Here is a 22,442-nt window from a genome sequence, read left to right as displayed (position 1 = left end):
ATGACCACTCCCCAGCATGCCCGCAGTGACTACCGTTTTTTTCAGCCGATCACCACGCGCTGGCACGACAATGACGTGTATGGCCACGTTAATAACGTCACCTATTACAGCTACTTCGACAGCGCGGTGAACACTTACCTGATCGAAGTCGGTGGCTTGGATATTCACCACGGCAACATCGTCGGTTTTGTGGTCAGCTCAAGCTGCGATTATTTCGCTTCCATCGCCTTCCCGGACAAGATCGAGGTCGGTCTGCGCGTGGCCAAGCTCGGCACCAGTTCGGTGCAGTATGAGCTGGCGGTTTTTAAGGCTGGAGATGATGACGCCTGCGCAGCGGGGCGCTTTGTCCATGTGTTTGTTGATCGCACCAGCAATCGCCCGGTATCCATTCCGGAGAACCTTCGTGCAGCCATGACTGCCTTGCTGATGTAATCAGCTGCGGCTCGGTGGCTTCCAGATCAGCGGTTTTACTTGCCACCAGCTTGGCAGCAGATTTTTCACCTTGGGCGCTCCATATCGGTCATCTAGCAGGTACACGCAGCCCTGATCCGCCGTGGTGCGGATCACCCGCCCGGCTGCCTGCACCACCTTCTGCATGCCGGGATAGAGATAGGCGTAGTCGTAGCCATTCTCTTCACCAAACATCTGCTGCATGCGTGCTTTCATTTCTTCATTGATGGCGTTGACCTGCGGCAGGCCGAGAGTGGCGATAAATGCACCGACCAGTCGCTTGCCCGGCAAGTCGATGCCTTCACCAAATGCACCGCCCAGCACCGCAAAACCGATGCCTTCTGAATGCAGGGTGAAGTTGTCGAGGAAGGCCTGTCGGTCCTGTTCGTTCATGCTGCGGGTTTGCATGCTGGTGGGGATAGTCGGGTACATCGCCCGGAACAGCTCGCGCACCTGATCCAGATAGGCATAGCTGCTGAAGAAGGCCAGATAATTGCCCGGTGCCTTTTGGTATTGCTCGGCCATCAACTGGCAGATGGGCAGCAAGCTCGATTCACGATCCTGATAGCGTGTGGAGAGGTTGCGTACGCTGCGCACGTCCAGCTGCTCGGCTGAGAAGGGCGAGGCCACATCCAGCCATTGGGTTTCGTAAGGCAGGCCGAGTAAGTCACGGTAGTAATTGGCCGGGCGTAATGTGGCGGAGAACAACGTGGTGGTGTGCGCCTCGGCAAAGCGGCCGCTGAGGAATGGCGCTGGGACGATATTGCGCAGGCACAGCGTGGTATGCAGGCCGATGGCGTTGCTCTCAAGGCGCGTTACATCGAACAGCGAGTGCGGCCCGTAGGCTTCGCACAAGCGGCAGAACAGCATGGCTTCCAGATAGAAAAGCAGCAGCTCGCGGTCATTGCCGCTGGGGTGTTCGGAGAGATGATCGGTGATCGCGCTGACGGTTTTTTGCAGCGCTGCGACAAACAGATCCGGCACCGCCGGGAAGATCTGATAATCCTGCTCCAGACTCTGGTTGATCTGCTCCCAATGACGACTGACCCGTTCCAGTACATTTTTTAATGAGCGCGGCGCGTTGCGGCACAACTCATAAAAGGCCAGCTGATTCAGCTCGGCGGTGTACATGCCGCGGGCTCGGTCAACGAGGTTGTGCGCCTCATCCACCAGCACCGCCACGCGCCATTCGTTCTGGCTGGTCAGGCTGTAGAGCAGGGCGGCAATGTCGAAGTAATAGTTGTAGTCGCACACCACCACATCGGCCCAGCGGCACAGCTCCTGACTCAGGTAATAGGTGCAGACTTTGTGCTCCAGGGCGATGCGTCGCACTTGTGCCTGATTTAGCCATTTCTGCTTTAAGGCCGCCGCACGAGCATCCGGCAGGCGGTCATAAAAGCCTTTGGCCAACGGGCAGGATTCGCCATGACAGGCTTTGTCCGGGTGCTCGCAGGATTTATCCCGCGCAACATGTTCCAACACCCTCAAAGGGATGTTGGCCTGCTCTCCACGCAGCTGCCACAGCGCATCCAGAGCCAAGCGTCGGCCGGGAGATTTGGCAGTGAGGAAGAACATCCGGTCCAGGCGTTGCGAAGGGAAGGCTTTCAGCTGCGGGAAAATCGTCCCCAGGGTTTTGCCAATGCCGGTGGTGGCTTGGGCCATCAGCGTGTTGCCGTCGCGAGCGCAGCGGTACACCTCTTCCGCCAGTTGGCGCTGGCCGAGGCGAAATTCTGTGTAGGGGAATTTCAGCTCATCCAGATAGAGATCGCGGCGCTCGCGGTGCGCTTCTTCCTGCTCGGCCCAATGCAGAAAGCGCCTGCACTGTTCATTGAAGAAGGCTTTCAGATCATCTGCGCTGTAGGTCTCGATAAAGGCGTTTTCGGCGTGGCTGAGCACGTTGAAGTACACCACCGCCAACTCCACCTCGGCCAGATTCATCTGTTCGCACAATAACCAGCCGTAAACCTTCAGCTGGGCCCAGTGCAGAGCGCGGTGGTTGGCGGGAATGCGGCTGATATCGCCGCGATGGGTTTTGATTTCTTCGAGGCGGTTTTGCTCCGGGTCGTAACCGTCGGCGCGGCCGCTCACCAGCAAACCGGGGTAACTGCCACTGAGCGGCAGCTCGGCCAGATAATCCGAGCCTCTGCGGCTGATCACCGTCTGGTGCCCGGCGATACCTTCCTGCGCGGTCGGTGCCGGGGTGAAACGCAGGTCGAGATCACCCTCTTTGGCGGTGAACTCACACAGCGCACGCACCGCCACTGAATAGGTCATGCAGGTGTCCAGCTCACGTAGCAGACTTCCACGTCGATGCCGTGCTCTGCGGCAAACGCCAGCCAGCGCTTCTGGTTGTCTTGCAGGCGGTCGCCGGGGCCTTTCACTTCGATCATCCGGTAGCGTTGCTCGTTGGGGTAGAACTGAATCAAGTCCGGCATGCCGGCGCGGTTGGCTTTCAGGTCGTGCAGCATACGCTGGAAACAGGCTGCTAGGTGTTCCGCGGGTATGCAATGCAGGGCTAATTCCAGCAGGGTTTCATCCAGCACGCTCCAGAACACAAAGGGCGACTGAATACCGAATTTGTCCTGATAGCGCTGGCGGATCAGGTCTTTGTAGTCATCCGAATCGAGACAGCGCAGGCTGTGTTCGAACAGCTCGGCACGCTGTTGGTAAAACTCCGGGCTGTACAAATCGACCGGTCCGGTGTGGAACGGATGGAAGAATGCGCCCGGCAGTGGGGCGAAAATTACGTCCCAGCAGAGTAGTCCGAACAGGCTGCAGATCAGCGTGTTTTCCACGTAATAGACCGGCGCATCGTCCTGCTGCAGGTGTTCGCACACAGCCACTTCCACGCACTCATCTGAGGGCGGTAGTTGCAGGTCGAAACGCTGCTCCTTGAATGCACGGCTGCGTCTTGGCGCCGGGAGACCGAGCTTGCGTTGCAAGCGGCTCAGGGCGCGCTCCAGACGCTGGCTTTCTTCATCGTCGTGGGGCTGTTGACTGAAGTTGATTGCGTACTCATGCGCTTCATCAAAGCGTTGCAGTGCCTCCAACACGCGGATCAGCCGCCAGCGGGCCTGCCCATAACCGCAGATTTGATACAGCGATAAGGCCAGCTCCAGTTCACTGAGCCTCTCCAACTGCTGACCAATTTGAAACAACAGCTTGCTGTGGCGTGAACGCAGATAGGGGTTCGCTGAGTCGAAGGTGAGCAACTCAGGCAGCCAGTCACTTAACGGCTCTCCGGCCTCCAGCTGCAACCGGTAATTGCGCAGGCTGATGTAAGCGTCGATGTCCTGCCGGCTTTGAAACCCTCGGGACTCGGGGCTGATTGCCACTTGTTCGTAGCGATAGATGCCTAAGTCGGCCAGCACAAACTCGGTCCAGTCCTGGCTCAGGTTACCGAAAAACATCAGCCGCAAACGATCACACAGCTCGGCGATTTGCAGGCTGTAGAGACGGTCATTGAGGTTGGGGCACCAGGTGCTGAATGGCTGCTCGGGATGTTCCTGAGCCAGCAGTTGTTCACGCAATTCGCTCTTCTTCAGTGAGGTGCGTCGCTCAGGTAGCGGAGCATGTGCCAGCAGCTCATCTTTGGTTAGCAGGTCTGTCAGTTCGGCAGCGTGAAGCGGGGTCTGATCATTCACCCAGCCGTATTCCAGTAATGGCTGAGCTGCGCTGTGGGTGTCACCGATTTCGCTGTAACTCAACTTGCTCTGGCGAAAATGCACGCCTTTGCGCATCACCATCCGCACCAACAGGGCCTGTGAAGGCTCAGGGCTGGCAGTAAATTGCTCGATAAAGGCCTGTTCCTGCGGTGACAACAGATCGCCATAGCGCTCGCTCACCCAGGCCAGTGCAAGGCGAAAATTGCTCAGGTAATAAAGTTCGGGAGGAAGGCTGCGGCTCATGACGGCGATACTGTATTTGCGTACAGGATTGTCTGGTCAGGGCCGGGGATTCGTCAACTCGGAGTGCTGGGCGGTGAGGGATATTTTTGCCGGAGTGAAGGCACAAAAACGTCCACATACTTGCGGTCTTTTGAGGCAAGATCAGCGGATAACAATACTAAAAGGAGTCTGCTCACATGAGTTTGCAAGGTAAGGTGGCTTTAATTACCGGCAGTAGTTCAGGAATCGGTCGAGCTGTGGCCTTGGCATTTGCCAGGGCAGGGGCCAGAGCGGTGGTCGTCAACTATCCGCAAGAGGCCGAGGCCGGTACTGCGGCAGAGGTGTGTCGCACGCTTAATGAGCTGGGCTGTGAGTCGATCGCCATCTGCGCCGATGTGTCCTGTGAACAGGATGTGCAGCGGATGGTTGAGCAGACTCTGGTTGCGTATTCGCGTATCGATATTCTGGTGAACAATGCGGGCATCGCCCACAGCGGAACAGTCGATCAATTGTCCGTAGAAGTTTGGGACCGAGTGTTGGCGGTTCACCTGCGCGGCACTTTTCTGATGACCCGTGCTGTGTTGCCGCTGATGTATGAGCAAAAGCAAGGGCGGATTATCAACACCGTCTCCCAATTGGCCTACAAGGGCGCGCCGGGGCTTTGTGCCTACACGGCGGCTAAAGGCGGAATTCTGTCCTTCACACGTTCAGTTGCCCTAGAGATTGGTGCCCGTGACATAACTATCAACTGCGTAGCGCCGGGGGCAACTCTGACGCCCATTCTGGAGGCAGTGCCCAGTGAAACGCTGGACAGGGTGAGGGCGGGAATACCTTTAGGCCGTTTAGCGCAAGTTGAGGATATTTCGCCGAGCTATGTGTTTCTGGCTTCCGACTCAGGTCGTCATTTCCAAGGGCAGTGCATCAGCCCCAACGGCGGCGATCACTTCTTGTAGCGGAAGGCGTGTGGCAGGACATCAAGGACGATTTTCTGCACTTCCAGCGCATGTTCAGGCACAGGGAGCGTCACGCAGGCAAGCAGGTAGTTTTTGCCTTGGCTGAAAGCGGTGAGTGGTAACTGTTAAGTAAAAACCTCAGAAACGAAAAAGGCCCACCTTTCGATGAGCCTTTAAATTTCGTGGTGCCGGCACCAAGAATCGAACTCGGGACCTACTGATTACAAGTCAGTTGCTCTACCAGCTGAGCTATACCGGCATCTGTGGGTCGGCATTATATCTATTTGGCTCGGCGAGTAAAGACGTTTAAGCGCTGATTTTGAAGAAATTGTTAAGTTGATTCAGATGCTTATGCACATGCTGGGATAGGCGACGCTGGTGTGTGCGATTTTTGTGATGGATTTCGTGGTATCCAGCTAAGTACCTGTAATCAAGGTAAATATCTAAAAGTCATATCCAAAAAGTACTTCGGTATAAAGATGAATGGCCCGTTTTGGCCATAGTGGCGTGAATTCTGTCAACAGAGTTATCCACAGGGTGTGTAGGGTAGGATCAGTTGCGTTCGGCTAGCAGCAGCAGGTTTCTGGGGCTTTGTTCATAAGCACAGAATGTACCGAGTTTTACCTGGTAGCCCGAGGCCTCAAGATAGAGCGCCCGATCCAGTAGAAGCCAGAGTTCTAGCGGTCTGCGGAATATATTGCGGAGTAATTCAAGGTTGCGTACGACGGCAAGTCGTTGCCAGCCGAGCTGCTCTAGAGCAGGCCAGTTTTGGGTATTGGGCTCAGGCAGCTCTTTCAGTTTTGCCAAGTCTTTGCAGAACACGTCGAAAGACTTATCCAAGTACGCCGCAGGCAGCGAGGGTGTGGATAAATAGCTGTTTTCTCCGCGTAGTTCACGCTGTAGCAGATCAAAGCCCAAGCGCCAGGCCATGGACTGGTCGCGGTGGCGTTTAACTCGCGCTCCGGCGGTAACGGTTTCGCTGAGTGGCAGGCCAAGGTCATCGATATCCAGTATCAGGGCTGACTGCTGCGCCTGTTGCGAAAGAGGCTGGTAGTGCTGGGTGCTGATGCGGTTGTAGCAACACGGCGCGATGGCGAGCTGGGTGCAGTTTGCTGCACTGGCGAGTTGCAGCAGGCGCGTGTGCAGTTCACCGCAGGCGTGCAGAGCCACGGGGGTGTGTGCGGTTTTGAGTTGCAAGGAGGCGTCGGCACTCAGCACATCTTGCTGAATGTGCTGGGCAGGTATGCCAAGTTTGCCGCTAAGTTGTTGGCCGCTGCGGACCAGTTCGTCGTCGTGCTCCAGGCAGGTCAGCTGTGCACCATCACGAGCCAGTAAGCGGCCGAGATGACCTTTGCCGGAGCACCAGTCCAGCCAGTGCGTGGGAGGGTGGGCAAAGTGCAAGCTGCGGCTAAATGCGTTGATCTGTTCCCACTTACGACCGGGAATGCCGTTACTTAGACGTGCAGGAATGCTGGTCGTGGCGGTTTGTGGGTGAGCACCAAGTTGGCTGAGTCGGGCTGCGGTTGCCGCCAGCTGGGGGAATGGATCGGGCGCACCCTTGAGTTGGTGTGGCTGGTTGTGGGCTGAGTCGGCATGCTCCAGCGACTGCTGACGAAGCCAGTGGGCCAATTCGGGGTGATCGGTTTCCCACGGCAGCGTCGGGTAATGCACAAATGGGCGCGGTCGCCATAAGGCCTGATGCTCAAGTAAGAACTGATCAAGCTCGGCGAAGCGCTGCTCCAAGGCAGCGCCGCTGAGTGTGTGGGGATTACTGTGATCAGACATGGCGTGAATGTGCATGAGGGCGAACCCTCATGCAATCAGCGGCCCTGGCAGGCGTCGACGCGCAGCCAGCGTTCCAGCAGTTTGAAGCCTTGCACCAGTACGAAGGCGATCACCAGATAGAACATGCCTGCGGCGAAGAAAATCTCTACCGGCAGGTAGGTGCGGGCGATGATGGTCCGCGCCATGCCGGTGAGCTCCAGCAGTGTGACGGTGCTGGCTAGAGCACTGGCCTTGAGCATCAGGATCACTTCGTTGCTGTACGCTGGCAGGCCGATGCGCGCAGCGCGGGGCAGGATGATGTAGAGCATGGCTTGGGCGCGGGACATGCCCAAGGCCCGTGCTGCTTCGATCTCACCCGGCGGTACGGCCTGAATCGCGCCGCGCAGAATCTCGGCGATATAGGCGGCGGTGTGCAGCGTCATGGTGATGACGGCGCACCAGTACGGATCGCGCAGGTAGGGCCATAGCGCGCTCTTACGCACCACGTCGAACTGAGCCATGCCGTAATAGACTAGGAACAGCTGAACCAGCAGCGGTGTGCCACGGAAGAAGAAAATGTAGCTGTACGGCACGGCGCGTACGTACCAGTGACGCGACGAGCGAGCCAGGCCCAGCGGGATGGCCAGAATCAGGCCGGCGATAACGGCAATGCCGACCAATTCGAGGGTTAGAAGCGCGCCTTCGGACAGGCGCGGCAGCCATTTGATGATCACTTCCCAGTTCATGCTGCACTCCTGACAAAGCCACGGCTGGCGCGTTTTTCAAGGAAGTGCATACCGATCATGGCGAGAATGGTCAGGCCCAGATAAATGAAGGCAGCCACTAAATAGAACGTGAACGGTTCCTTGCTCGCGGTCACGGCGATCTGCGAACGGCGCATGATCTCTTCCAGGCCGATTACCGAAACCAGTGCAGTGTCCTTCATCAGGATCATGAACAGGTTGCCCAGGCCCGGCAGGGCAATGCGCCACATTTGCGGCAGGATCAGGCGCATGAAAATACGTGGCTTGGACAGGCCTAAAGCCAGACCTGCTTCGCGGTGGCCTTTGGGAATGGCCAGAATCGCGCCGCGGAATACTTCCGTGGCGTAAGCACCAAAGCACAGTCCGAGTGCAATGGTGCCGGCGGCAAAGGCGTTCAGCTCAAGGCTTTCGATGCCGAGCAAGTCTGCCAGGTTGCGCATTAATTGCACGGTGCCGAAATAAATCAGCAGAACCCAGAGCAGCTCCGGGATGCCGCGCACAAGTGTGGAGTAAGTGCCGCCAAGCCATTGCAGCGGCTTGTACGGAGAAGTCTTGGCAAGGGCTCCGAGCAGACCGAGCACCAGACCCAAGCACAGTGCGCTGAGCGCCAGCTTGATGGTCATCAGGGTGCCAGCGGCAAGTGCCGGGCCGAATCCATAAAGGTCGAAAGTCATGTAATGCTCAAAAGCCTGCACCGCCCGGCGGGGCGGTGCAGTGCTGGCAGCTTATTAGTAGATGCTGAACGGGAAGTACTTGTCGTTGATCTTCTTGTAGGTGCCGTCGGCAACGATTTCAGCCAGCGCGGCATTCAGCTTCTCGCGCAGAGCGTCGCCTTTACGCACAGCGATACCGATCTTGTCGTTATCAAAGACAGGCTCGCCTTTGAACTCGAAGTCTTTACCTGCATCGCTCTTGAGCCATTCCCACTGTACGAAGGTGTCAGCCAGGATGCCGTCAACGCGGCCGGAGGCCAGGTCCAGGTAGGCGTTTTCCTGAGTGTCGTACAGTTTGATGTCGACTACGCCGTTCATGTTGTCTTCCAGCCAGGTGCCGGCGATGGTGGCACGTTGAGCGCCGATCACTTTGCCTTTCAGGGAGTCTTTGTCGGTTTTGAATTCACCGCCTTTAGGGGCAACGAATTGCAGTTTGTTGGTGTAGTACGGTTCGGTGAAATCAACCGCAGCTTTACGCTCTTCGGTGATCGACATAGAGGCGATCAGGAAGTCGAACTTTTTGGCGTTCAGGGCTGGGATGATGCCGTCCCAGTCGGAGGTAACAACTTCACACTCAACCTTCATTTTGGCGCACAGAGCCTGACCGATCTCAACGTCGAACCCGCCGACCTTGCCACTGGCATCAATCAGGTTGAAGGGAGGGTATGCACCTTCAGTACCCAGCTTGAGTTTGTCAGCTGCAACTGCTTGGGTGCCGAATGCCAGAGTGGCAGCGGCGGCCAGCAGGATCTTTTTGTACTTCTGCATAGGTAGTTGCTCCGTTTTTATTGATTGCTGGACATGAATTGTTTGCATCGTGCTGAAGTCGGGTTGGTGAAGACCTGTTCGGGCGAGCCCTGTTCTTCAACCAGCCCCTGATGCAGGAACACCACTTCACTGGAAACCTGACGGGCAAAGTTCATCTCGTGGGTCACTAGCAACATGGTGCGGCCTTCTTCAGCGAGCGCGCGGATCACGTTAAGCACTTCTTGTACCATCTCCGGGTCGAGAGCCGAGGTTGGCTCATCGAACAGGATTACTTTCGGCTGCATTGCCAGCGTACGGGCAATCGCTGCACGTTGTTGCTGACCGCCGGACAATTCGTTTGGATAAGCGTGACGCTTGTTGGCAATGCCAACTTTAGCTAACAGCGCTTCGGCTGCTTCGATGGCTTCAGCCTTGCTCTGCCCCAGTACACGGCGCGGTGCTTCGATGATGTTGTCGAGCACGGTCATGTGTGGCCACAGGTTGAAGTTCTGGAAGACAAAACCCAGTTGGCTGCGCAGGCGGTTGATCTGGCGATTGTCGGCAGCAATCAGTTCGCCGTTTTTAGCTGCTTTGAGTTTGAGTTCTTCACCGCCAATGATGATCTGGCCCTGGTGTGGGTTCTCAAGCAGGTTGATGCAGCGCAGGAAGGTGGATTTGCCGGAGCCTGAGGAGCCGAGAATCGAAATCACGTCACCGTCGCGGGCGGTGAGAGAGATGCCCTTGAGAACTTCAAGGTCGCCGTAGCGTTTGTGCAAATCGCGAATTTCCAGCGCAGGCGTGGCCGCAGCCATGGTTGTACCTCTCTTCTTGTTCGGGGGCTCAGGCATTACGTGGCCTTCCAGGCGAGGGTCAACCTAGCATAGCGTCCCGATAAGCGCCAAGCCGTTTGCCGTTCATGAGCTGTTGCAATACGTGTTGTGTCGCCTGATTACAGTTGCTTGTCGCGCCGTGGTAATTCCGACGGGTGCTCTGCTCGCTGGAGTGCAATCGCAATATTTCAGGCAATAAAAAAACCCCAAGGGATGTTCACTTGGGGTTTCTGTCTGTTTGTACCCGAGCCATGGCTGCAGGTACGGAAAACTTTAAACCAGTAGAACGCTTTGCTTACTCTGTATGAGCAAAGTGGCTGCATTTTAACGTGAACCGCCAAATCGTCACAAGCAAGCGCTGGTGATGAGCAGGGCGCGACTAATCTGATACAGAGGAGCTGCTGAACAAACGTGCCATTTTTGGCGATGTGCAGCTGTTGAGGTGTCAGTGCTGAGCACTTGTTGCGAATAGTGCAGAAGGCTACGTTTGTGCGAATACGGCAATTGCGATTTTGTATATAAGCTTATGCGAATATTATGGCTAAGTTTGGTTGTCTGTATTTAAATCAAAATTTATTTGTAAGTATTCCTTAATATGTATGATCAACACTGAAAGTCGATATTTAGGGAGTGATCAGCTTTCTGCGTGAGTTGTACTAAATTAGTCTAAGGTAGGGATACTGCAATGAAGACTTTTAGTAAGAATGGATTCGGAACTAAGTTTATCGCGGCTTCCACTTTCATCTTCTCCATGAGCGCTCAGGTCGGAGCCTCTGAGTTGATACCAGCGTACGGCCTTGCGCATGATGAGTATGCATACACGGATCAAGCGGGGCCTTACGGCGTGGACACTAGTGCGGTCGTTGCTGATTGCCGCGGGCTGGTAGGTACGTTAGCGAAACTGGTTCTGACTGATCCGGATGTTCAGTGCAACGAATCATTTCCATACGGATTTAAAAGTCCGGTTTCAACTAATGTCTACTATCCAGAGAACATAAAGGAATTGGATAAGCTACCGGTGGTGAATTTTGTCGGCGGTATTCTTTCCAATGAGGGACAGTACACGAATTTGGTACGGCAGTGGGCAAGTTACGGGTTTATTGTTGTCGTATCGTCTGACTTTATTAACTCTTGGCCCACCATGCATATATTGGGTGCTCTGGAGGTCAGTAAGTTGAATAAGGATCCAGCTTCTCCTTTATACGGTAAAGCTGATCTCACCCGGACGGTTGTGGCTGGGCATTCAGCAGGAGGTGGTGCGTCAATCCTCGCTTCTAGTTTGCCCGATGCTGCATTGCGTCTGATTGACCCGGATTTGAAGTTGGTGGGCTCATTGCCGGTTGAGCCGGGGCCATTGGGGGTGGGGGCGCTAGTGAGAGTGCCGACATTAATCCTGACCGGGGCTGCTGATGTGGTTGTGCCTGCGTTTACCTGGCCGCTGTTGTGGCAGAACGGAACCATCAAAGATACGCCGGCCTGGTTCGCGACTGCACGCAATGCGACCCATTTCAGTCCTGTCAGGGGCAATGCGAAAAACGAGTTTGCCGGGATTACAACCGCCTGGCTGTTGTACGCGGCTAAGAGTGATTCAAACGCAGCCGGCTATTTTGTGGGGCCTGACTACAAACTGTCCAAAGATTCGCAGTTCATCCAGTCGAGGCTCAATCCGCTTCGTGTGCAGCGAAATAGTGTGGCGGCTGCGCTGAAGTAAAACGTGCTGGATGTTGCTTCGTTCGGAGTTGGTAAAACCCGCAGGCAATAAAAAACCCTGAGTTCTTTCGAGTTCAGGGTTTTCGGTATTTTGGTGCCCAGGGACGGAATCGAACCGCCGACACGGGGATTTTCAATCCCCTGCTCTACCGACTGAGCTACCTGGGCAACGGGGCGCATTAAACGCGTTTTCCGAGGGGGCGTCAAGCGCGAATTGAAAAAATGTTTAATTATTTCGGGCGCTTAGGTTTCTTTGACGTTTCGGAGCAGGTTTTTCGAGGGGCGTGAGGGTGATCCTTCACGCCCGCCAGGAGTTATTCACTTGGAGGGACATAGCCGTCGGCTTTGGCGTATTCCTCGCCACTGAGGAACTTGTCCATCTCAGCCTGGAGGAATTTGCGGTCGTCGGCGTTCATCATGTTCAGACGACGCTCGTTGATCAGCAGGGTCTGGTGCTTCTGCCATTCATCCCAAGCCTGCTTGGAGACGTTGTTGAAAATGTCTTCGCCTTTGGCACCCGGATAAGGCGCACGATCAAGGCCGGGCAGATCCTTCTGGTATTTGCGGCAGTGGACGGTGCGGGTCATGTGTATCTCCAGAAATCAGTGGGCGTTTAGCTTCTGCATTAACATCAAGTACTTATGCAGAACCCAGGGCGTCGGCCGCGCGCTTCAGTAATTTTTTTACCGGGGCGGCCAAGCCCAGGCGCGGCGGGGTGGCGAGGTTATACCAGAGCCAGTCGGCCTCGGCCACGGCCTCCGGTGTTGCCTCGACATGGATCAGCCAGGGCTCTATGGCCAGCTGAAAATGGCTGAAGGTGTGGGTCAGGCCGTTAAGAGCCTGTCGTTCGCCGAGTTTAAGCTGGTGTTGCGTAGCCAGCGGTCCGATTGCGTCCAGGTCTTCCAGTTCTGGCAGGCTCCACAGGCCGCCCCAGAGCCCGGTAGAGGGACGTCGGTAGAGCAGGATCTCGCCGTTCTGGTTGGCAAAGACAGGCATCAAGGTGCTTTTTTGCGGTAGTGCCTTGCGTGGTTTGGGTATCGGGTAGCGGATTTCCAAGCCAAGCAGATGGGCTTTGCAGCCGCTTTGCAGCGGGCAGATCAAGCAGCTGGGTTTGCTCCGGGTGCAGAGTGTTGCACCCAGATCCATCATGGCCTGGGTGTAGTTGTTGACGCGCTGTTGCGGGGTGAAGCGTTCGGCGATATCCCACAGCTGTTTCGCCACTTTTGGTTCGCCGGGGTAGCCTTCCTGCGCGACATAACGGGCCAGCACCCGTTTGACGTTGCCATCCAGAATCGGGGCGCGCACGCCCATGCTGAGGCTGGCGATGGCTCCGGCAGTGGAGCGGCCGATGCCGGGTAGATCGCTGAGCTTATCCACGTCAGGGGGAAACTCGCCTCCGTATTCAGACATGATCAGCCGTGCCGTCTTTTGCAGATTACGTGCGCGGGTGTAGTAACCCAAGCCAGTCCACAGGTGCAGCACTTCGTCTTCCGGGGCTTCGGCCAGATCCTTTACGGTTGGCAGGGCGCTCATGAAACGATCGAAATAACCCAGCACGGTGCTGACCTGGGTCTGCTGCAGCATGATTTCGGATACCCAGACACGATACGGAGTGATGTTGTGTTGCCAGGGTAAATCCTTGCGGCCGTGCTGGTCATACCACGCCAGCACGGCCCCGGAGAACTGCTCGGGGGTCATTAACGGAATAGGCCCTTGATTGCGTCTTTCAGTTCAGGGCTGACTTTATCCCCGAGTTTTTCTTCAAGCTTCTCGCTGATTTTGTTACCCGCGAGTTTGGCGGCGACTTTGCCCAGGCCTTCCTGATCCAGGCGGCAGGCCTTGCCGCCCATTTCCAGTGGACCACGGCAGCGCACCGGCCAGGCAATGCCGACATAGCGCTCATTGACCTGACACGCTGGGTCGGGCATTTCGCGGCGGTCGCCTTCGATGGTGATGCCAATGTGGTAGTCGAGGCCGAGGGTGCGCACATCCAGCAGGCCATTACCGGCTACGGAAAGCCCCGGAATGCGGGCTTTAAGGTCGGGGTTGTTGGCCACGCCGTTGTGGATGTTGAGGCTGCCCTGCAGTGTCTCGAATGGCGTGTCTTTGGCGCGAGCTTCGTTGCTCAGGGATTTGCGGTTGAGCGTAGCGATGCCTCGGCACAGCTGTTGTTCGAGGTTCGCGCCGACGAGCATGCCGTTATCCAGACTGAAGTTGGCGGTACCGTTGAGGGCTTCGACCCAACTCTTCTGGTTGTTGCCCTGGGTAGTCAGGTCGGCTTGCAGGTTGAGGTTGCCTTTGACCGGAGAAGGTTGATCCGGTTTTTTCAGGAACGGTTCGACGGCAACATTTTTCAGGGTGGTTTGCAGGCTCATCAGGGCGGCGTCAGGGCGTGCATCTAGGCTGCCTTTGACGGCTACATCGCCGCTACCCAGTTTGCCGCGGACATCCTGTAGGGTGATCAGGCCTTGTTGGGCCTGTGCCTTGAGGGCGACGTCATTCAGCGTTTGCTTGTCGACGGTGAGTTGACCCAAGCTCAGGTCCAGCTGGGCGTCCAGCTTGCGCAGAGTATTGAGCGGGACAATGTCGGTGGCGCTCCAGGCATGCTCGGTCGGCGCGTTAGGCAGGGGTGTGCTGCCGCTTTCGCCTGCTTTGGCGATGCTGTCCTTCACTTCAGCGCTGCGGGCGGATTTGGCTTTCTGGCTCTCTTTGGTTTTCGCTGGCAGATAGCGGTCAAGATCAAACTGATCACCTTTGAGTTTGACGCGCAGGGCCTGCTTGGTGAAGTCGGCTACGCCCACGTCGCCGGTAAAGTGGCTGTCGTCGAGGGTGAGCTTCAGCTCGTCCAGCGACAGGCTTTTGTCGCTGCCGCTGAGACGGGTGGTCAGCTCAAACTTGCTCAGGGTTTTGTCGTCATTCAGCGGTGGCAGCTTCTGCCCGATGGTGGCGAGGAATTCGCGCAGGTTCAGTGGTGCGATGGACAAGCCGCCACTGAGTTTCGGGGCGCTGGAAAGGTCGCGTACTTTCAGCTCGCCCAGTGCGCGCAGTTGGTTGGCGGAGAGTTTCAGGCCATTCCACTCGGCTACTTGGGCGGCTTGGTCGATCAGTAGCTGGCCTTGTGCAGAGTAGGTCAGGGTCTGGCCGTTGAATGGGTCGCCGGAGATTTCGCCGGACAGTTTGGCGTCTTCCAGTTGATAGCGCTTCAGCGCGCGGTCAAAGCGCAGTTCGCCTTGCAGCTCGCTGCGAGCGCGCAGCAACGGCTTGTTGGAGCCGAAGAAGGCGCTGATTTTAACTGGGACCGGATTGCCTTCGGTGATGGCTCCGGTAGTGATCTGGATGCTTTCGGCGCTGAACTGGTCGCCTTTTTGCGCGTCCTGGTAACTGATGCGGGCACCGTTGACGATCAGGCTGTCGATGTCCAGTTTCAGGTTCTGGCTGCTTGTAGCGGTCTCGTCGTTGCCCGATTCACTGCTATCAGTCGGAGTGCTTGTGGCAGGCGTATCGCTTTGGGCGGTTTGCAGTGGTTTGCCGACGTTGTTCCAGTTGCTGTTGCCTTTGTCGTCGCGTTGCAGATCAAGATTAAGGCCGTCGATGCGGATATCGCTCATCTGCACTTCTTTGCGCAGCAATGGCAGCACGCGTACGGACAGACCGAGCAGGCGCAGGTTGGCAAACGGATGATCCGGTGTGTCGAGGCTGGCGACGCTGGCATCGGTCAGCTCAAGGCCGAGCCAGGGGAACAGGCTCCAGCCGATGTCACCGTTGAGGGTCAGCTCAACGCTGGCCTTTTCACGGACCAACTGGCGAATTTCGTCTTTGTAGTCGTTCGGATCGAACAGATGGGTCAGGGCAAAGCCCAGGGCCACAATGATCAGCAAGAGTCCGAGGAAGATCAGACCGAGGATTTTGCCGAGCGCTTTCATGTGCGAATCCTTGTGATGAAGCTGAACAGTGATCAGCAGCGTAATGGGCCGTCCAGTATAGCGCCAGCGTTGCGCTGTGGGCGGCGGCGGTACCCTTATTCAGGGCGAATTTGTGTATAGATTTAAGGTGGGCGGTTGGCGCGGTGCGGGGTGTCTGGCTGCGGCCTTGCACAACTTGTTGCCTGCCATGTTCGATGGTCATCCGGTATGCCGGTTCCGTTGTGCTGTCGTTTTCGGTGCGGCCATTTGGCGCAATAAGCTGGCGCGATGGCGGCGGTTCGGGAGTAGTCTCTGACGTAATAAGAAGAAAATCCGAGGTGCTTGTGAACGTCGCAATCCTGGCTATTCCGATGTACATCGTGCTGATCCTGCTGGAGCTGGCGTACGAGCGTCACAGCGGGCAGCGCACCTACCGCTTGGCGGATGCCACCACCAGTATCAATACCGGTGTGTTGCGGGTTGTGCTTGAAGGGCCGTTGCGTCTGCTGTTGATCGTCCCTTATGCCTGGCTTTATGAGCATGCCCGGTTATTTGAGTGGGACGCCCGCTCGCCATGGCTTTGGCTGCTGGGCTTTATCGCTGTGGATTTCTGCTTCTATTGGGCGCACCGCAGCATGCATACCTTCAATGTGCTGTGGGGTGCGCACCAACCCCATCACTCCAGCGAGGACTTCAACTTATCCACAGCGCTGCGCAAAGGTGCGGTGCAGACAGCTTTTGACTGGCCGTTTTATCTGCCATTGGCGTTGCTGGGTATTCCACTGCCGGTGTTTTTGCTGCTGCTGGGGATTCAGCTGGTCTATCAGTTTTGGGTGCACTCGCAGCATATCGGCAAGCTGGGCTGGCTGGAGCATGTGATTGTGACGCCATCTCTGCACCGGGTTCATCACGGTCAGAACGACTGTTACATCGATAAGAATCACGGCGGTGTTTTCATCGTTTGGGATCGCCTGTTCGGCACGCATGCGCTGGAGAGCGAGCCGGTGCGCTATGGCGTCACGACACCGGTAAGCACTTTTGATCCGCTGCGCTTGCAGTTCTCCTGGTGGCGCTTGTTGTGGGCTGATGCGCGGGCGACCCAGTCCTGGTGGGACAAGTTGCGGCTGTGGTGGATGCCCACTGGCTGGCGACCGGCCGATGTGCAGCATATGGCCTGGCCGAGCATGCCGGAGGCGAAGTTCAACGGTGCGTGCGCAGCGGCATTGCGTCCGTATGCCATCGTTCAGTTCCTGTTACTGAATCTGCTGACACTGGCGTTTATGGCCCAGGTTAAAGAGGCGGCGCTGTGGTGGTCAGTCGTATTAATGGTGCTGGTGGTCAGCGGTTGCGTCAGTCTGGGACGTTTGTTTGATGGGGCTTTGCGTCTGTCCGGTGAGTTGCTGAGGCTGGGGTTGTTGGCGGTGGTGGCGTTGTTCTGGGGCTTTTATCTGCCTGCGGGGCATGCGCTGGCAGGAGTGATGGTGGCGTTGGTGTGCCTGCTCTGTGGGCTTTGGTTTATTCGTCTGCAGGGCCGCGCGGCAGCCGGCTCAGAGGTCGTGGCGTTATGAATGCGACTGCATAGTGGGCGAACGTCGCACCAGATTTCGCCGTTCGCTGCCCAAGCGCGGGCGATAGTGATAATCTCCGCGCCCGCCTCGTCTATGGATTGATCGATAGCATCTATCAAGGTTGAGGCCCGGCCTGTCACTTACCAACAGAGAATGAGTCATGACTGACGCCCAAGCATTAAATGGCGCTTCAGCGAAGCCTGCTTTTTTGTCTAAAGAACGCATCATCGCTGCTCCCGGCTTTAACCGCTGGCTGGTTCCACCGGCTGCGCTGGCCATCCACCTGTGCATCGGTATGGCCTATGGCTTCTCGGTGTTCTGGCTGCCACTGTCGAAAGCCATCGGCATTGATGCACCGCTTGCCTGCTCGGCGGATTTGGGGTTCTTCGAGCAAGTGTTTGCCAGCGACTGTGACTGGCAGATTTCCATGTTGGGCTGGATGTACACGCTGTTCTTCGTTTTTCTCGGCTGCTCGGCGGCCATCTGGGGTGGCTGGCTGGAGAAGGCCGGGCCGCGTAAAGCCGGTCTGGTTTCCGCATTCTGCTGGTGTGGTGGTTTGCTGATTTCTGCCCTGGGTGTGTACACCCATCAGATCTGGCTGATGTGGGTGGGCTCCGGTGTTATTGGCGGTATCGGTTTGGGGTTGGGCTATATCTCGCCGGTTTCGACTCTGATCAAGTGGTTCCCGGATAAGCGCGGCATGGCCACAGGTATGGCGATCATGGGTTTCGGCGGTGGTGCGATGGTCGGTGCGCCGCTGGCGGCTGAGCTGATGAACCATTTCTCCGGGCCGGACAGCGTGGGTGTATGGCAGAGCTTTGTGGTGATGGCGGCGATCTACTTCGTCTTTATGTTGGCCGGTGCGCTGGGCTACCGCGTACCGCCGACCGGCTGGAAACCTGCCGGTTGGAAAGCTCCGGCCAGTAAGGCCAACAACGCCATGATCACGCAAGGTCACGTGCACGTAAGCAAGGCCTGGAAAACCCCGCAGTTCTGGCTGGTATGGGCGGTGCTGTGCCTGAACGTGTCGGCAGGTATCGGCATTATCGGCATGGCCTCGCCGCTGCTGCAGGAAGTGTTTGCCGGCAAGCTGTTGGGTAACGACCTGGCGTTCAATGAGTTGAGCGCTGCGCAACTGGCGGAAATCGCCGTGCTGGCCGCGGGTTTCACCGGCCTGCTGAGCCTGTTCAATATCGGTGGCCGTTTCTTCTGGGCGTCCATTTCCGACTTTATCGGCCGTAAAGCCACTTATTTCGTGTTCTTCGGCCTGGGTTTTGCTCTGTACGCGTCAGTGCCGATGCTCGGTCAGTGGGGCAGCTTGGCGCTGTTCGTGCTGGCGTTCTGCATCATCCTGTCTATGTACGGCGGCGGTTTTGCCACGGTGCCGGCCTATCTGGCCGATCTGTTTGGCACGCAGATGGTGGGGGCCATTCACGGTCGACTGCTGACGGCCTGGGCTGCAGCGGGGATTCTCGGCCCGGTGCTGGTGAACTACCTGCGTGAGTATCAGCTGAGCATTGGGGTTGAGCGTGCGGCAGCGTATGACATCACCCTCTACATTCTTGCGGGCCTGCTGGTGCTGGGGCTGATTTGCAACGCGCTGATCCGTCCGGTTGCGCCGAAGCACTTTATGACCGAAGCCGAACTGGCTGCCGAACGTGCCAGCCACGATCAGTCTGCGCCGGTTGCAGCTGAGCTTGAGTGGGCGGCGGATCGTGCCAGCATGCCGTGGGTGATCCTTGCCTGGTTGGCCGTAGGATTGCCGATGGCTTGGGGTGTGTGGATTACCCTGCAGAAGACCATCGTACTGTTCCAGTAAGACCTGGATCATGACCTGCTGACCCCGCTTTCAGCAGGTCAACGCCCCTGAGTCGATCAGAATCAGGGGCGACTATCGCGCCAATAGGCAGCCTGCGGCACCCGCCGGTAGCCGTACAGCGCCCGGCCCGCCTATAATGGCCCTCTTTTTCTTGGTCAATTTGTGGAGCGGGTGATGGCCGAACGTACGGCATTCGTCGAGCGCAATACCCTGGAGACTCAGGTCAAGGTCTCGATCAATCTTGATGGCACCGGTAAAGCCAAGTTCGATATCGGCGTGCCTTTCCTTGAGCACATGCTGGATCAGATCGCCCGCCATGGTCTGATCGACTTGGATATCCAGTGCAAAGGCGACCTACACATTGACGACCACCACACTGTGGAAGACGTCGGCATCACTGTTGGTCAGGCGTTCGCCAAAGCCATCGGTGACAAAAAGGGCATGACCCGTTACGGCCACTCTTATGTGCCGCTGGACGAAGCACTGTCCCGCGTGGTCATCGACTTCTCCGGTCGTCCGGGACTGCAAATGAATGTGCCGTACACCCGTGCAACCGTGGGCGGTTTCGATGTGGACCTGTTCCAGGAGTTCTTCCAGGGCTTCGTCAACCACGCGCTGGTGACCCTGCATATCGACAACCTGCGTGGCCACAACACTCACCACCAGATCGAAACCGTGTTCAAAGCCTTCGGCCGCGCCCTGCGCATGGCCATTGAGCTGGACCCGCGTATGGCCGGGCAGATGCCGTCCACCAAAGGTTGCCTGTAATGCAGACAGTTGCTGTTATCGACTACGGCATGGGCAACCTGCACTCGGTCGCCAAGGCGCTTGAGCACGTTGGTGCTGGCCGAGTGCTGGTGACCAGCGATGCGGCGGTGATCCGTGAGGCTGACCGTGTGGTGTTTCCCGGTGTTGGCGCGATCCGCGACTGCATGGCCGAAATCAAGCGTTTGGGCTTTGATGCGCTGGTGCGTGAAGTCAGCGAGGATCGCCCGTTCCTCGGCATTTGCGTGGGTATGCAGGCACTGCTGGATCATAGTGAAGAGAACGACGGTGTGGACTGCATCGGCCTGTTCCCCGGCAAGGTGCGCTTCTTCGGCAAGGATCTGGCCGAAGACGGTGCCGTCCTGAAGGTGCCGCACATGGGCTGGAACGAAGTCCAGCAGAGTGTGGCCCACCCGCTGTGGCACAACATTCCGGATCAGGCACGCTTCTACTTTGTGCATAGCTACTACATCGAGGCGCAAAACCCGCAGCAGGTGGTTGGTCGCGGCCATTACGGCAAAGACTTTGCCGCCGCGCTGGCTGAAGGTTCGCGCTTTGCCGTGCAGTTCCACCCGGAGAAGAGCCACACCCACGGCCTGCAATTGCTGCAGAACTTCGCCGGTTGGGATGGCCGCTGGTAAATGAGCCGTAGCAAATCGAAGCCCGCCATTCTGACCCTGACTGCACAGCAGGAACAGGATGCGTGCCTGGCCATCAAGCGTTTCATGGCGGATCGCTTTGAGCTTGAGCTGGGCACCTTCGAGGCCGCTGAAGTGCTGGAGCTGTTTGCCCGCGAAATGGCACCGCTTTATTACAACCAGGCGATTAACGATGTTCAGGCTCATTTGAAAGAGCGGTTTGAGAGCATCGAAAGCGACCTTTGGGCGCTCGAAAAGAGCTGACCCTCCGAATTTACGAGACTTGAGCAGGTTCAACCGATGCTGATTATCCCCGCTATCGATCTGAAGGACGGCGCATGCGTGCGTCTGCGTCAGGGTCGCATGGAAGACTCCACCGTATTCTCCGATGACCCGGTGAGCATGGCTGCTAAATGGGTTGAAGGTGGCTGCCGCCGTCTGCATCTGGTCGACCTCAACGGTGCCTTTGAAGGCCAGCCGGTTAACGGCGAAGTGGTGACGGCCATTGCTAAACGCTACCCGAACCTGCCGATCCAGATCGGTGGTGGTATCCGCTCTCTGGAAACCATCGAGCATTACGTCAAGGCGGGCGTCAGCTACGTCATCATCGGCACCAAGGCGGTCAAAGAGCCTGAGTTCGTGACCGAAGCGTGCAAGGCCTTCCCGGGCAAAGTCATTGTGGGTCTGGATGCTAAAGACGGTTTCGTTGCCACTGATGGCTGGGCTGAAGTCAGCACCGTGCAGGTGATTGATCTGGCCAAGCGCTTTGAAGCCGACGGCGTCAGCGCCATCGTTTATACCGACATCGCCAAAGACGGCATGATGCAGGGCTGTAACGTCGAAGCCACTGCTGCACTGGCTGCTGCCAGCCGCATTCCGGTGATCGCATCCGGCGGTATCCACAACCTGGGCGACATCAAATCGCTGCTGGACGCCAAGGCACCGGGCATCATCGGTGCAATCACCGGTCGCGCCATCTACGAAGGCACGCTGGATGTGGCCGAGGCGCAAGCCTTCTGCGACTCCTACAAAGGCTGAGGACTGATCCATGGCGCTGGCTAAACGCATTATTCCCTGCCTGGATGTGGACAACGGCCGCGTCGTAAAAGGCGTGCAGTTTGAGAACATCCGCGACGCCGGTGACCCGGTGGAAATCGCCCGCCGTTACGACGAGCAGGGCGCTGACGAGATTACCTTCCTCGACATCACCGCCAGCGTTAATGGCCGTGATACCACGCTGCACACCGTAGAGCGCATGGCCAGCCAAGTGTTTATCCCGCTAACCGTGGGTGGTGGCGTGCGTACCGTGCAGGACATCCGCAATCTGCTGAATGCCGGTGCCGATAAAGTGTCGATCAACACGGCTGCGGTGTTCACCCCAGAGTTCGTTGGTGAGGCGGCGTCGCGCTTCGGTTCGCAGTGCATTGTTGTGGCCATCGACGCGAAGAAGGTCTCCGCGCCGGGCGAAGAACCGCGCTGGGAAATCTTCACCCACGGCGGCCGCAAGCCAACCGGTTTGGATGCGGTGATGTGGGCGAAGAAGATGGAAGGCCTTGGCGCCGGTGAAATCCTCCTGACCAGCATGGATCAGGACGGCGTGAAAAGCGGCTACGACCTCGGCGTCACCCGCGCCATCAGCGAAGCTGTGGGGATTCCGGTGATTGCTTCCGGTGGCGTTGGCAATCTCGAGCACTTGGCTGCCGGCATCATTGAAGGCAAGGCGGATGCAGTGCTGGCTGCCAGCATCTTCCACTTCGGTGAATACACCGTGCCAGAGGCTAAGGCTTATCTGGCCAGTCGTGGAATCGTGGTGCGTTAAGCGATTTCAGTGCGTAAAAAAGCCCGGCCTGAGTGATCAGCGCCGGGCTTTTTTCTTGGTTAAGAGCGGTTTTCGCGATTGAAACTGCTCCTACGAACAGAGGGGCTTTCAAC

The 22,442-nt window shown here is 57.2% G+C and carries 20 protein-coding genes and 2 tRNA genes; 10 read left to right on the top strand and 12 right to left on the bottom strand.

Going from position 1 to position 22,442, the window contains the following annotated elements; genetic code table 11:
• Nucleotides 1-432 carry an acyl-CoA thioesterase gene (locus AO726_RS16170; RefSeq protein WP_058069128.1) on the top strand — a complete coding sequence of 144 codons (432 nt, stop codon included), beginning with the start codon at nucleotides 1-3 and terminating at the stop codon, nucleotides 430-432.
• Here AO726_RS16170 and AO726_RS16165 read toward each other — a convergent pair whose 3' ends face one another.
• Together AO726_RS16165 and AO726_RS16160 are read right to left on the bottom strand one after the other, a co-directional pair.
• Nucleotides 433-2,724, bottom strand: a complete 2,292-nt coding sequence (locus tag AO726_RS16165) for an ATP-dependent DNA helicase (RefSeq protein WP_058069127.1) — start codon at nucleotides 2,722-2,724, stop codon at nucleotides 433-435.
• Complete coding sequence (locus tag AO726_RS16160; RefSeq protein ID WP_058069126.1) at nucleotides 2,721-4,358, bottom strand: VRR-NUC domain-containing protein; 1,638 nt, start codon at nucleotides 4,356-4,358, stop codon at nucleotides 2,721-2,723. The genes AO726_RS16165 and AO726_RS16160 overlap by 4 nt, the downstream gene beginning before the upstream one ends.
• A gap of 176 nt (nucleotides 4,359-4,534) precedes the next feature.
• On the opposite strand from AO726_RS16160, the gene AO726_RS16155 reads away from it, so the two are divergent.
• Nucleotides 4,535-5,290 (top strand): SDR family NAD(P)-dependent oxidoreductase, encoded by a 756-nt coding sequence (locus AO726_RS16155; RefSeq protein ID WP_058069125.1) that lies wholly within the window; start codon nucleotides 4,535-4,537, stop codon nucleotides 5,288-5,290.
• A 183-nt stretch (nucleotides 5,291-5,473) separates the two neighbouring features.
• Here the strand turns inward: AO726_RS16155 and AO726_RS16150 are convergent.
• The 6 genes from AO726_RS16150 to AO726_RS16125 form a co-directional block, all read right to left on the bottom strand.
• Nucleotides 5,474-5,549, bottom strand: a tRNA-Thr gene (locus tag AO726_RS16150).
• Nucleotides 5,550-5,842: 293 nt separating this feature from the next.
• A complete protein-coding gene (locus AO726_RS16145; protein ID WP_446737430.1) occupies nucleotides 5,843-7,090 on the bottom strand; it encodes a methyltransferase in 1,248 nt (415 codons plus the stop codon).
• A 20-nt stretch (nucleotides 7,091-7,110) separates the two neighbouring features.
• Nucleotides 7,111-7,800 (bottom strand): ABC transporter permease, encoded by a 690-nt coding sequence (locus AO726_RS16140; protein WP_058069124.1) that lies wholly within the window; start codon nucleotides 7,798-7,800, stop codon nucleotides 7,111-7,113.
• Complete coding sequence (locus tag AO726_RS16135) at nucleotides 7,797-8,492, bottom strand: ABC transporter permease (RefSeq protein WP_058069123.1); 696 nt, start codon at nucleotides 8,490-8,492, stop codon at nucleotides 7,797-7,799. The genes AO726_RS16140 and AO726_RS16135 overlap by 4 nt, the downstream gene beginning before the upstream one ends.
• A gap of 54 nt (nucleotides 8,493-8,546) precedes the next feature.
• Nucleotides 8,547-9,299 carry an ABC transporter substrate-binding protein gene (locus AO726_RS16130; protein ID WP_058069122.1) on the bottom strand — a complete coding sequence of 251 codons (753 nt, stop codon included), beginning with the start codon at nucleotides 9,297-9,299 and terminating at the stop codon, nucleotides 8,547-8,549.
• 17 nt (nucleotides 9,300-9,316) lie between these two features.
• On the bottom strand, nucleotides 9,317-10,090 hold the full coding sequence (locus AO726_RS16125) for an ABC transporter ATP-binding protein (protein ID WP_058069121.1): 774 nt from the start codon (nucleotides 10,088-10,090) through the stop codon (nucleotides 9,317-9,319).
• 703 nt (nucleotides 10,091-10,793) lie between these two features.
• Here AO726_RS16125 and AO726_RS16120 point away from each other — a divergent pair.
• Nucleotides 10,794-11,819, top strand: a complete 1,026-nt coding sequence (locus AO726_RS16120) for a poly(ethylene terephthalate) hydrolase family protein (RefSeq protein WP_058069120.1) — start codon at nucleotides 10,794-10,796, stop codon at nucleotides 11,817-11,819.
• A gap of 91 nt (nucleotides 11,820-11,910) precedes the next feature.
• On the opposite strand, the gene AO726_RS16115 is transcribed toward AO726_RS16120, so the two are convergent.
• The 4 genes from AO726_RS16115 to AO726_RS16100 all read right to left on the bottom strand — a co-directional run bounded on the left by AO726_RS16115 (nucleotide 11,911) and on the right by AO726_RS16100 (nucleotide 15,741).
• Nucleotides 11,911-11,986 (bottom strand) — tRNA-Phe (locus AO726_RS16115).
• A 146-nt stretch (nucleotides 11,987-12,132) separates the two neighbouring features.
• On the bottom strand, nucleotides 12,133-12,405 hold the full coding sequence (locus AO726_RS16110) for an oxidative damage protection protein (RefSeq protein WP_058069119.1): 273 nt from the start codon (nucleotides 12,403-12,405) through the stop codon (nucleotides 12,133-12,135).
• Nucleotides 12,406-12,457: 52 nt separating this feature from the next.
• Nucleotides 12,458-13,516 (bottom strand): A/G-specific adenine glycosylase, encoded by a 1,059-nt coding sequence (gene mutY, locus AO726_RS16105; RefSeq protein ID WP_058069118.1) that lies wholly within the window; start codon nucleotides 13,514-13,516, stop codon nucleotides 12,458-12,460.
• A complete protein-coding gene (locus AO726_RS16100) occupies nucleotides 13,516-15,741 on the bottom strand; it encodes an AsmA family protein (protein ID WP_058069117.1) in 2,226 nt (741 codons plus the stop codon). Before AO726_RS16100 ends, mutY begins: the two co-directional genes overlap by 1 nt.
• A 323-nt stretch (nucleotides 15,742-16,064) precedes the next feature.
• On the opposite strand from AO726_RS16100, the gene AO726_RS16095 reads away from it, so the two are divergent.
• The 7 genes from AO726_RS16095 (at nucleotide 16,065) to hisF (ending at nucleotide 22,329) form a co-directional block, all read left to right on the top strand.
• Nucleotides 16,065-17,288, top strand: a complete 1,224-nt coding sequence (locus AO726_RS16095) for a sterol desaturase family protein (RefSeq protein ID WP_160320968.1) — start codon at nucleotides 16,065-16,067, stop codon at nucleotides 17,286-17,288.
• A gap of 160 nt (nucleotides 17,289-17,448) precedes the next feature.
• Nucleotides 17,449-19,107: an OFA family MFS transporter gene (locus tag AO726_RS16090; protein WP_058069115.1), complete on the top strand. Its 1,659-nt coding sequence runs from the start codon at nucleotides 17,449-17,451 to the stop codon at nucleotides 19,105-19,107.
• Nucleotides 19,108-19,281: 174 nt separating this feature from the next.
• On the top strand, nucleotides 19,282-19,875 hold the full coding sequence (hisB, locus tag AO726_RS16085) for an imidazoleglycerol-phosphate dehydratase HisB (RefSeq protein ID WP_058069114.1): 594 nt from the start codon (nucleotides 19,282-19,284) through the stop codon (nucleotides 19,873-19,875).
• The gene (hisH, locus tag AO726_RS16080) at nucleotides 19,875-20,513 is read left to right on the top strand and encodes an imidazole glycerol phosphate synthase subunit HisH (protein WP_058069113.1); all 639 of its coding nucleotides are present in this window, start codon (nucleotides 19,875-19,877) and stop codon (nucleotides 20,511-20,513) included. The genes hisB and hisH overlap by 1 nt, the downstream gene beginning before the upstream one ends.
• A complete protein-coding gene (locus tag AO726_RS16075) occupies nucleotides 20,514-20,774 on the top strand; it encodes a DUF2164 domain-containing protein (protein ID WP_058069112.1) in 261 nt (86 codons plus the stop codon). It abuts the gene before it with no gap.
• A gap of 36 nt (nucleotides 20,775-20,810) precedes the next feature.
• A complete protein-coding gene (gene hisA / locus AO726_RS16070; protein WP_058069111.1) occupies nucleotides 20,811-21,548 on the top strand; it encodes a 1-(5-phosphoribosyl)-5-[(5-phosphoribosylamino)methylideneamino]imidazole-4-carboxamide isomerase in 738 nt (245 codons plus the stop codon).
• A 10-nt stretch (nucleotides 21,549-21,558) separates the two neighbouring features.
• Nucleotides 21,559-22,329 carry an imidazole glycerol phosphate synthase subunit HisF gene (gene hisF / locus AO726_RS16065; RefSeq protein ID WP_058069110.1) on the top strand — a complete coding sequence of 257 codons (771 nt, stop codon included), beginning with the start codon at nucleotides 21,559-21,561 and terminating at the stop codon, nucleotides 22,327-22,329.
• The last annotated feature ends 113 nt before the right edge of the window (nucleotides 22,330-22,442 follow it).

This window comes from Pseudomonas sp. TTU2014-080ASC (genome assembly GCF_001446935.1).
In the GTDB taxonomy this organism is placed as follows: Bacteria; Pseudomonadota; Gammaproteobacteria; order Pseudomonadales; family Pseudomonadaceae; genus Aquipseudomonas.
This window is presented reverse-complemented; position numbering and strand designations above follow the sequence as displayed.

What these genes read in the sequence shown, in the direction of transcription:
- AO726_RS16125 (WP_058069121.1), bottom strand. Translation starts at nt 10,090, where the DNA reads ATGGCTGCGGCCACGCCTGCGCTGGAAATTCGCGATTTGCACAAACGC.
- AO726_RS16135 (WP_058069123.1), bottom strand. Translation starts at nt 8,492, where the DNA reads ATGACTTTCGACCTTTATGGATTCGGCCCGGCACTTGCCGCTGGCACC.
- hisF (WP_058069110.1), top strand. Translation starts at nt 21,559, where the DNA reads ATGGCGCTGGCTAAACGCATTATTCCCTGCCTGGATGTGGACAACGGC.
- AO726_RS16110 (WP_058069119.1), bottom strand. Translation starts at nt 12,405, where the DNA reads ATGACCCGCACCGTCCACTGCCGCAAATACCAGAAGGATCTGCCCGGC.
- mutY (WP_058069118.1), bottom strand. Translation starts at nt 13,516, where the DNA reads ATGACCCCCGAGCAGTTCTCCGGGGCCGTGCTGGCGTGGTATGACCAG.
- AO726_RS16130 (WP_058069122.1), bottom strand. Translation starts at nt 9,299, where the DNA reads ATGCAGAAGTACAAAAAGATCCTGCTGGCCGCCGCTGCCACTCTGGCA.
- AO726_RS16100 (WP_058069117.1), bottom strand. Translation starts at nt 15,741, where the DNA reads ATGAAAGCGCTCGGCAAAATCCTCGGTCTGATCTTCCTCGGACTCTTG.
- AO726_RS16145 (WP_446737430.1), bottom strand. Translation starts at nt 7,090, where the DNA reads ATGCACATTCACGCCATGTCTGATCACAGTAATCCCCACACACTCAGC.
- hisA (WP_058069111.1), top strand. Translation starts at nt 20,811, where the DNA reads ATGCTGATTATCCCCGCTATCGATCTGAAGGACGGCGCATGCGTGCGT.
- hisB (WP_058069114.1), top strand. Translation starts at nt 19,282, where the DNA reads ATGGCCGAACGTACGGCATTCGTCGAGCGCAATACCCTGGAGACTCAG.
- AO726_RS16140 (WP_058069124.1), bottom strand. Translation starts at nt 7,800, where the DNA reads ATGAACTGGGAAGTGATCATCAAATGGCTGCCGCGCCTGTCCGAAGGC.
- AO726_RS16165 (WP_058069127.1), bottom strand. Translation starts at nt 2,724, where the DNA reads ATGACCTATTCAGTGGCGGTGCGTGCGCTGTGTGAGTTCACCGCCAAA.
- AO726_RS16170 (WP_058069128.1), top strand. Translation starts at nt 1, where the DNA reads ATGACCACTCCCCAGCATGCCCGCAGTGACTACCGTTTTTTTCAGCCG.
- AO726_RS16090 (WP_058069115.1), top strand. Translation starts at nt 17,449, where the DNA reads ATGACTGACGCCCAAGCATTAAATGGCGCTTCAGCGAAGCCTGCTTTT.
- AO726_RS16155 (WP_058069125.1), top strand. Translation starts at nt 4,535, where the DNA reads ATGAGTTTGCAAGGTAAGGTGGCTTTAATTACCGGCAGTAGTTCAGGA.
- AO726_RS16075 (WP_058069112.1), top strand. Translation starts at nt 20,514, where the DNA reads ATGAGCCGTAGCAAATCGAAGCCCGCCATTCTGACCCTGACTGCACAG.
- AO726_RS16120 (WP_058069120.1), top strand. Translation starts at nt 10,794, where the DNA reads ATGAAGACTTTTAGTAAGAATGGATTCGGAACTAAGTTTATCGCGGCT.
- hisH (WP_058069113.1), top strand. Translation starts at nt 19,875, where the DNA reads ATGCAGACAGTTGCTGTTATCGACTACGGCATGGGCAACCTGCACTCG.
- AO726_RS16160 (WP_058069126.1), bottom strand. Translation starts at nt 4,358, where the DNA reads ATGAGCCGCAGCCTTCCTCCCGAACTTTATTACCTGAGCAATTTTCGC.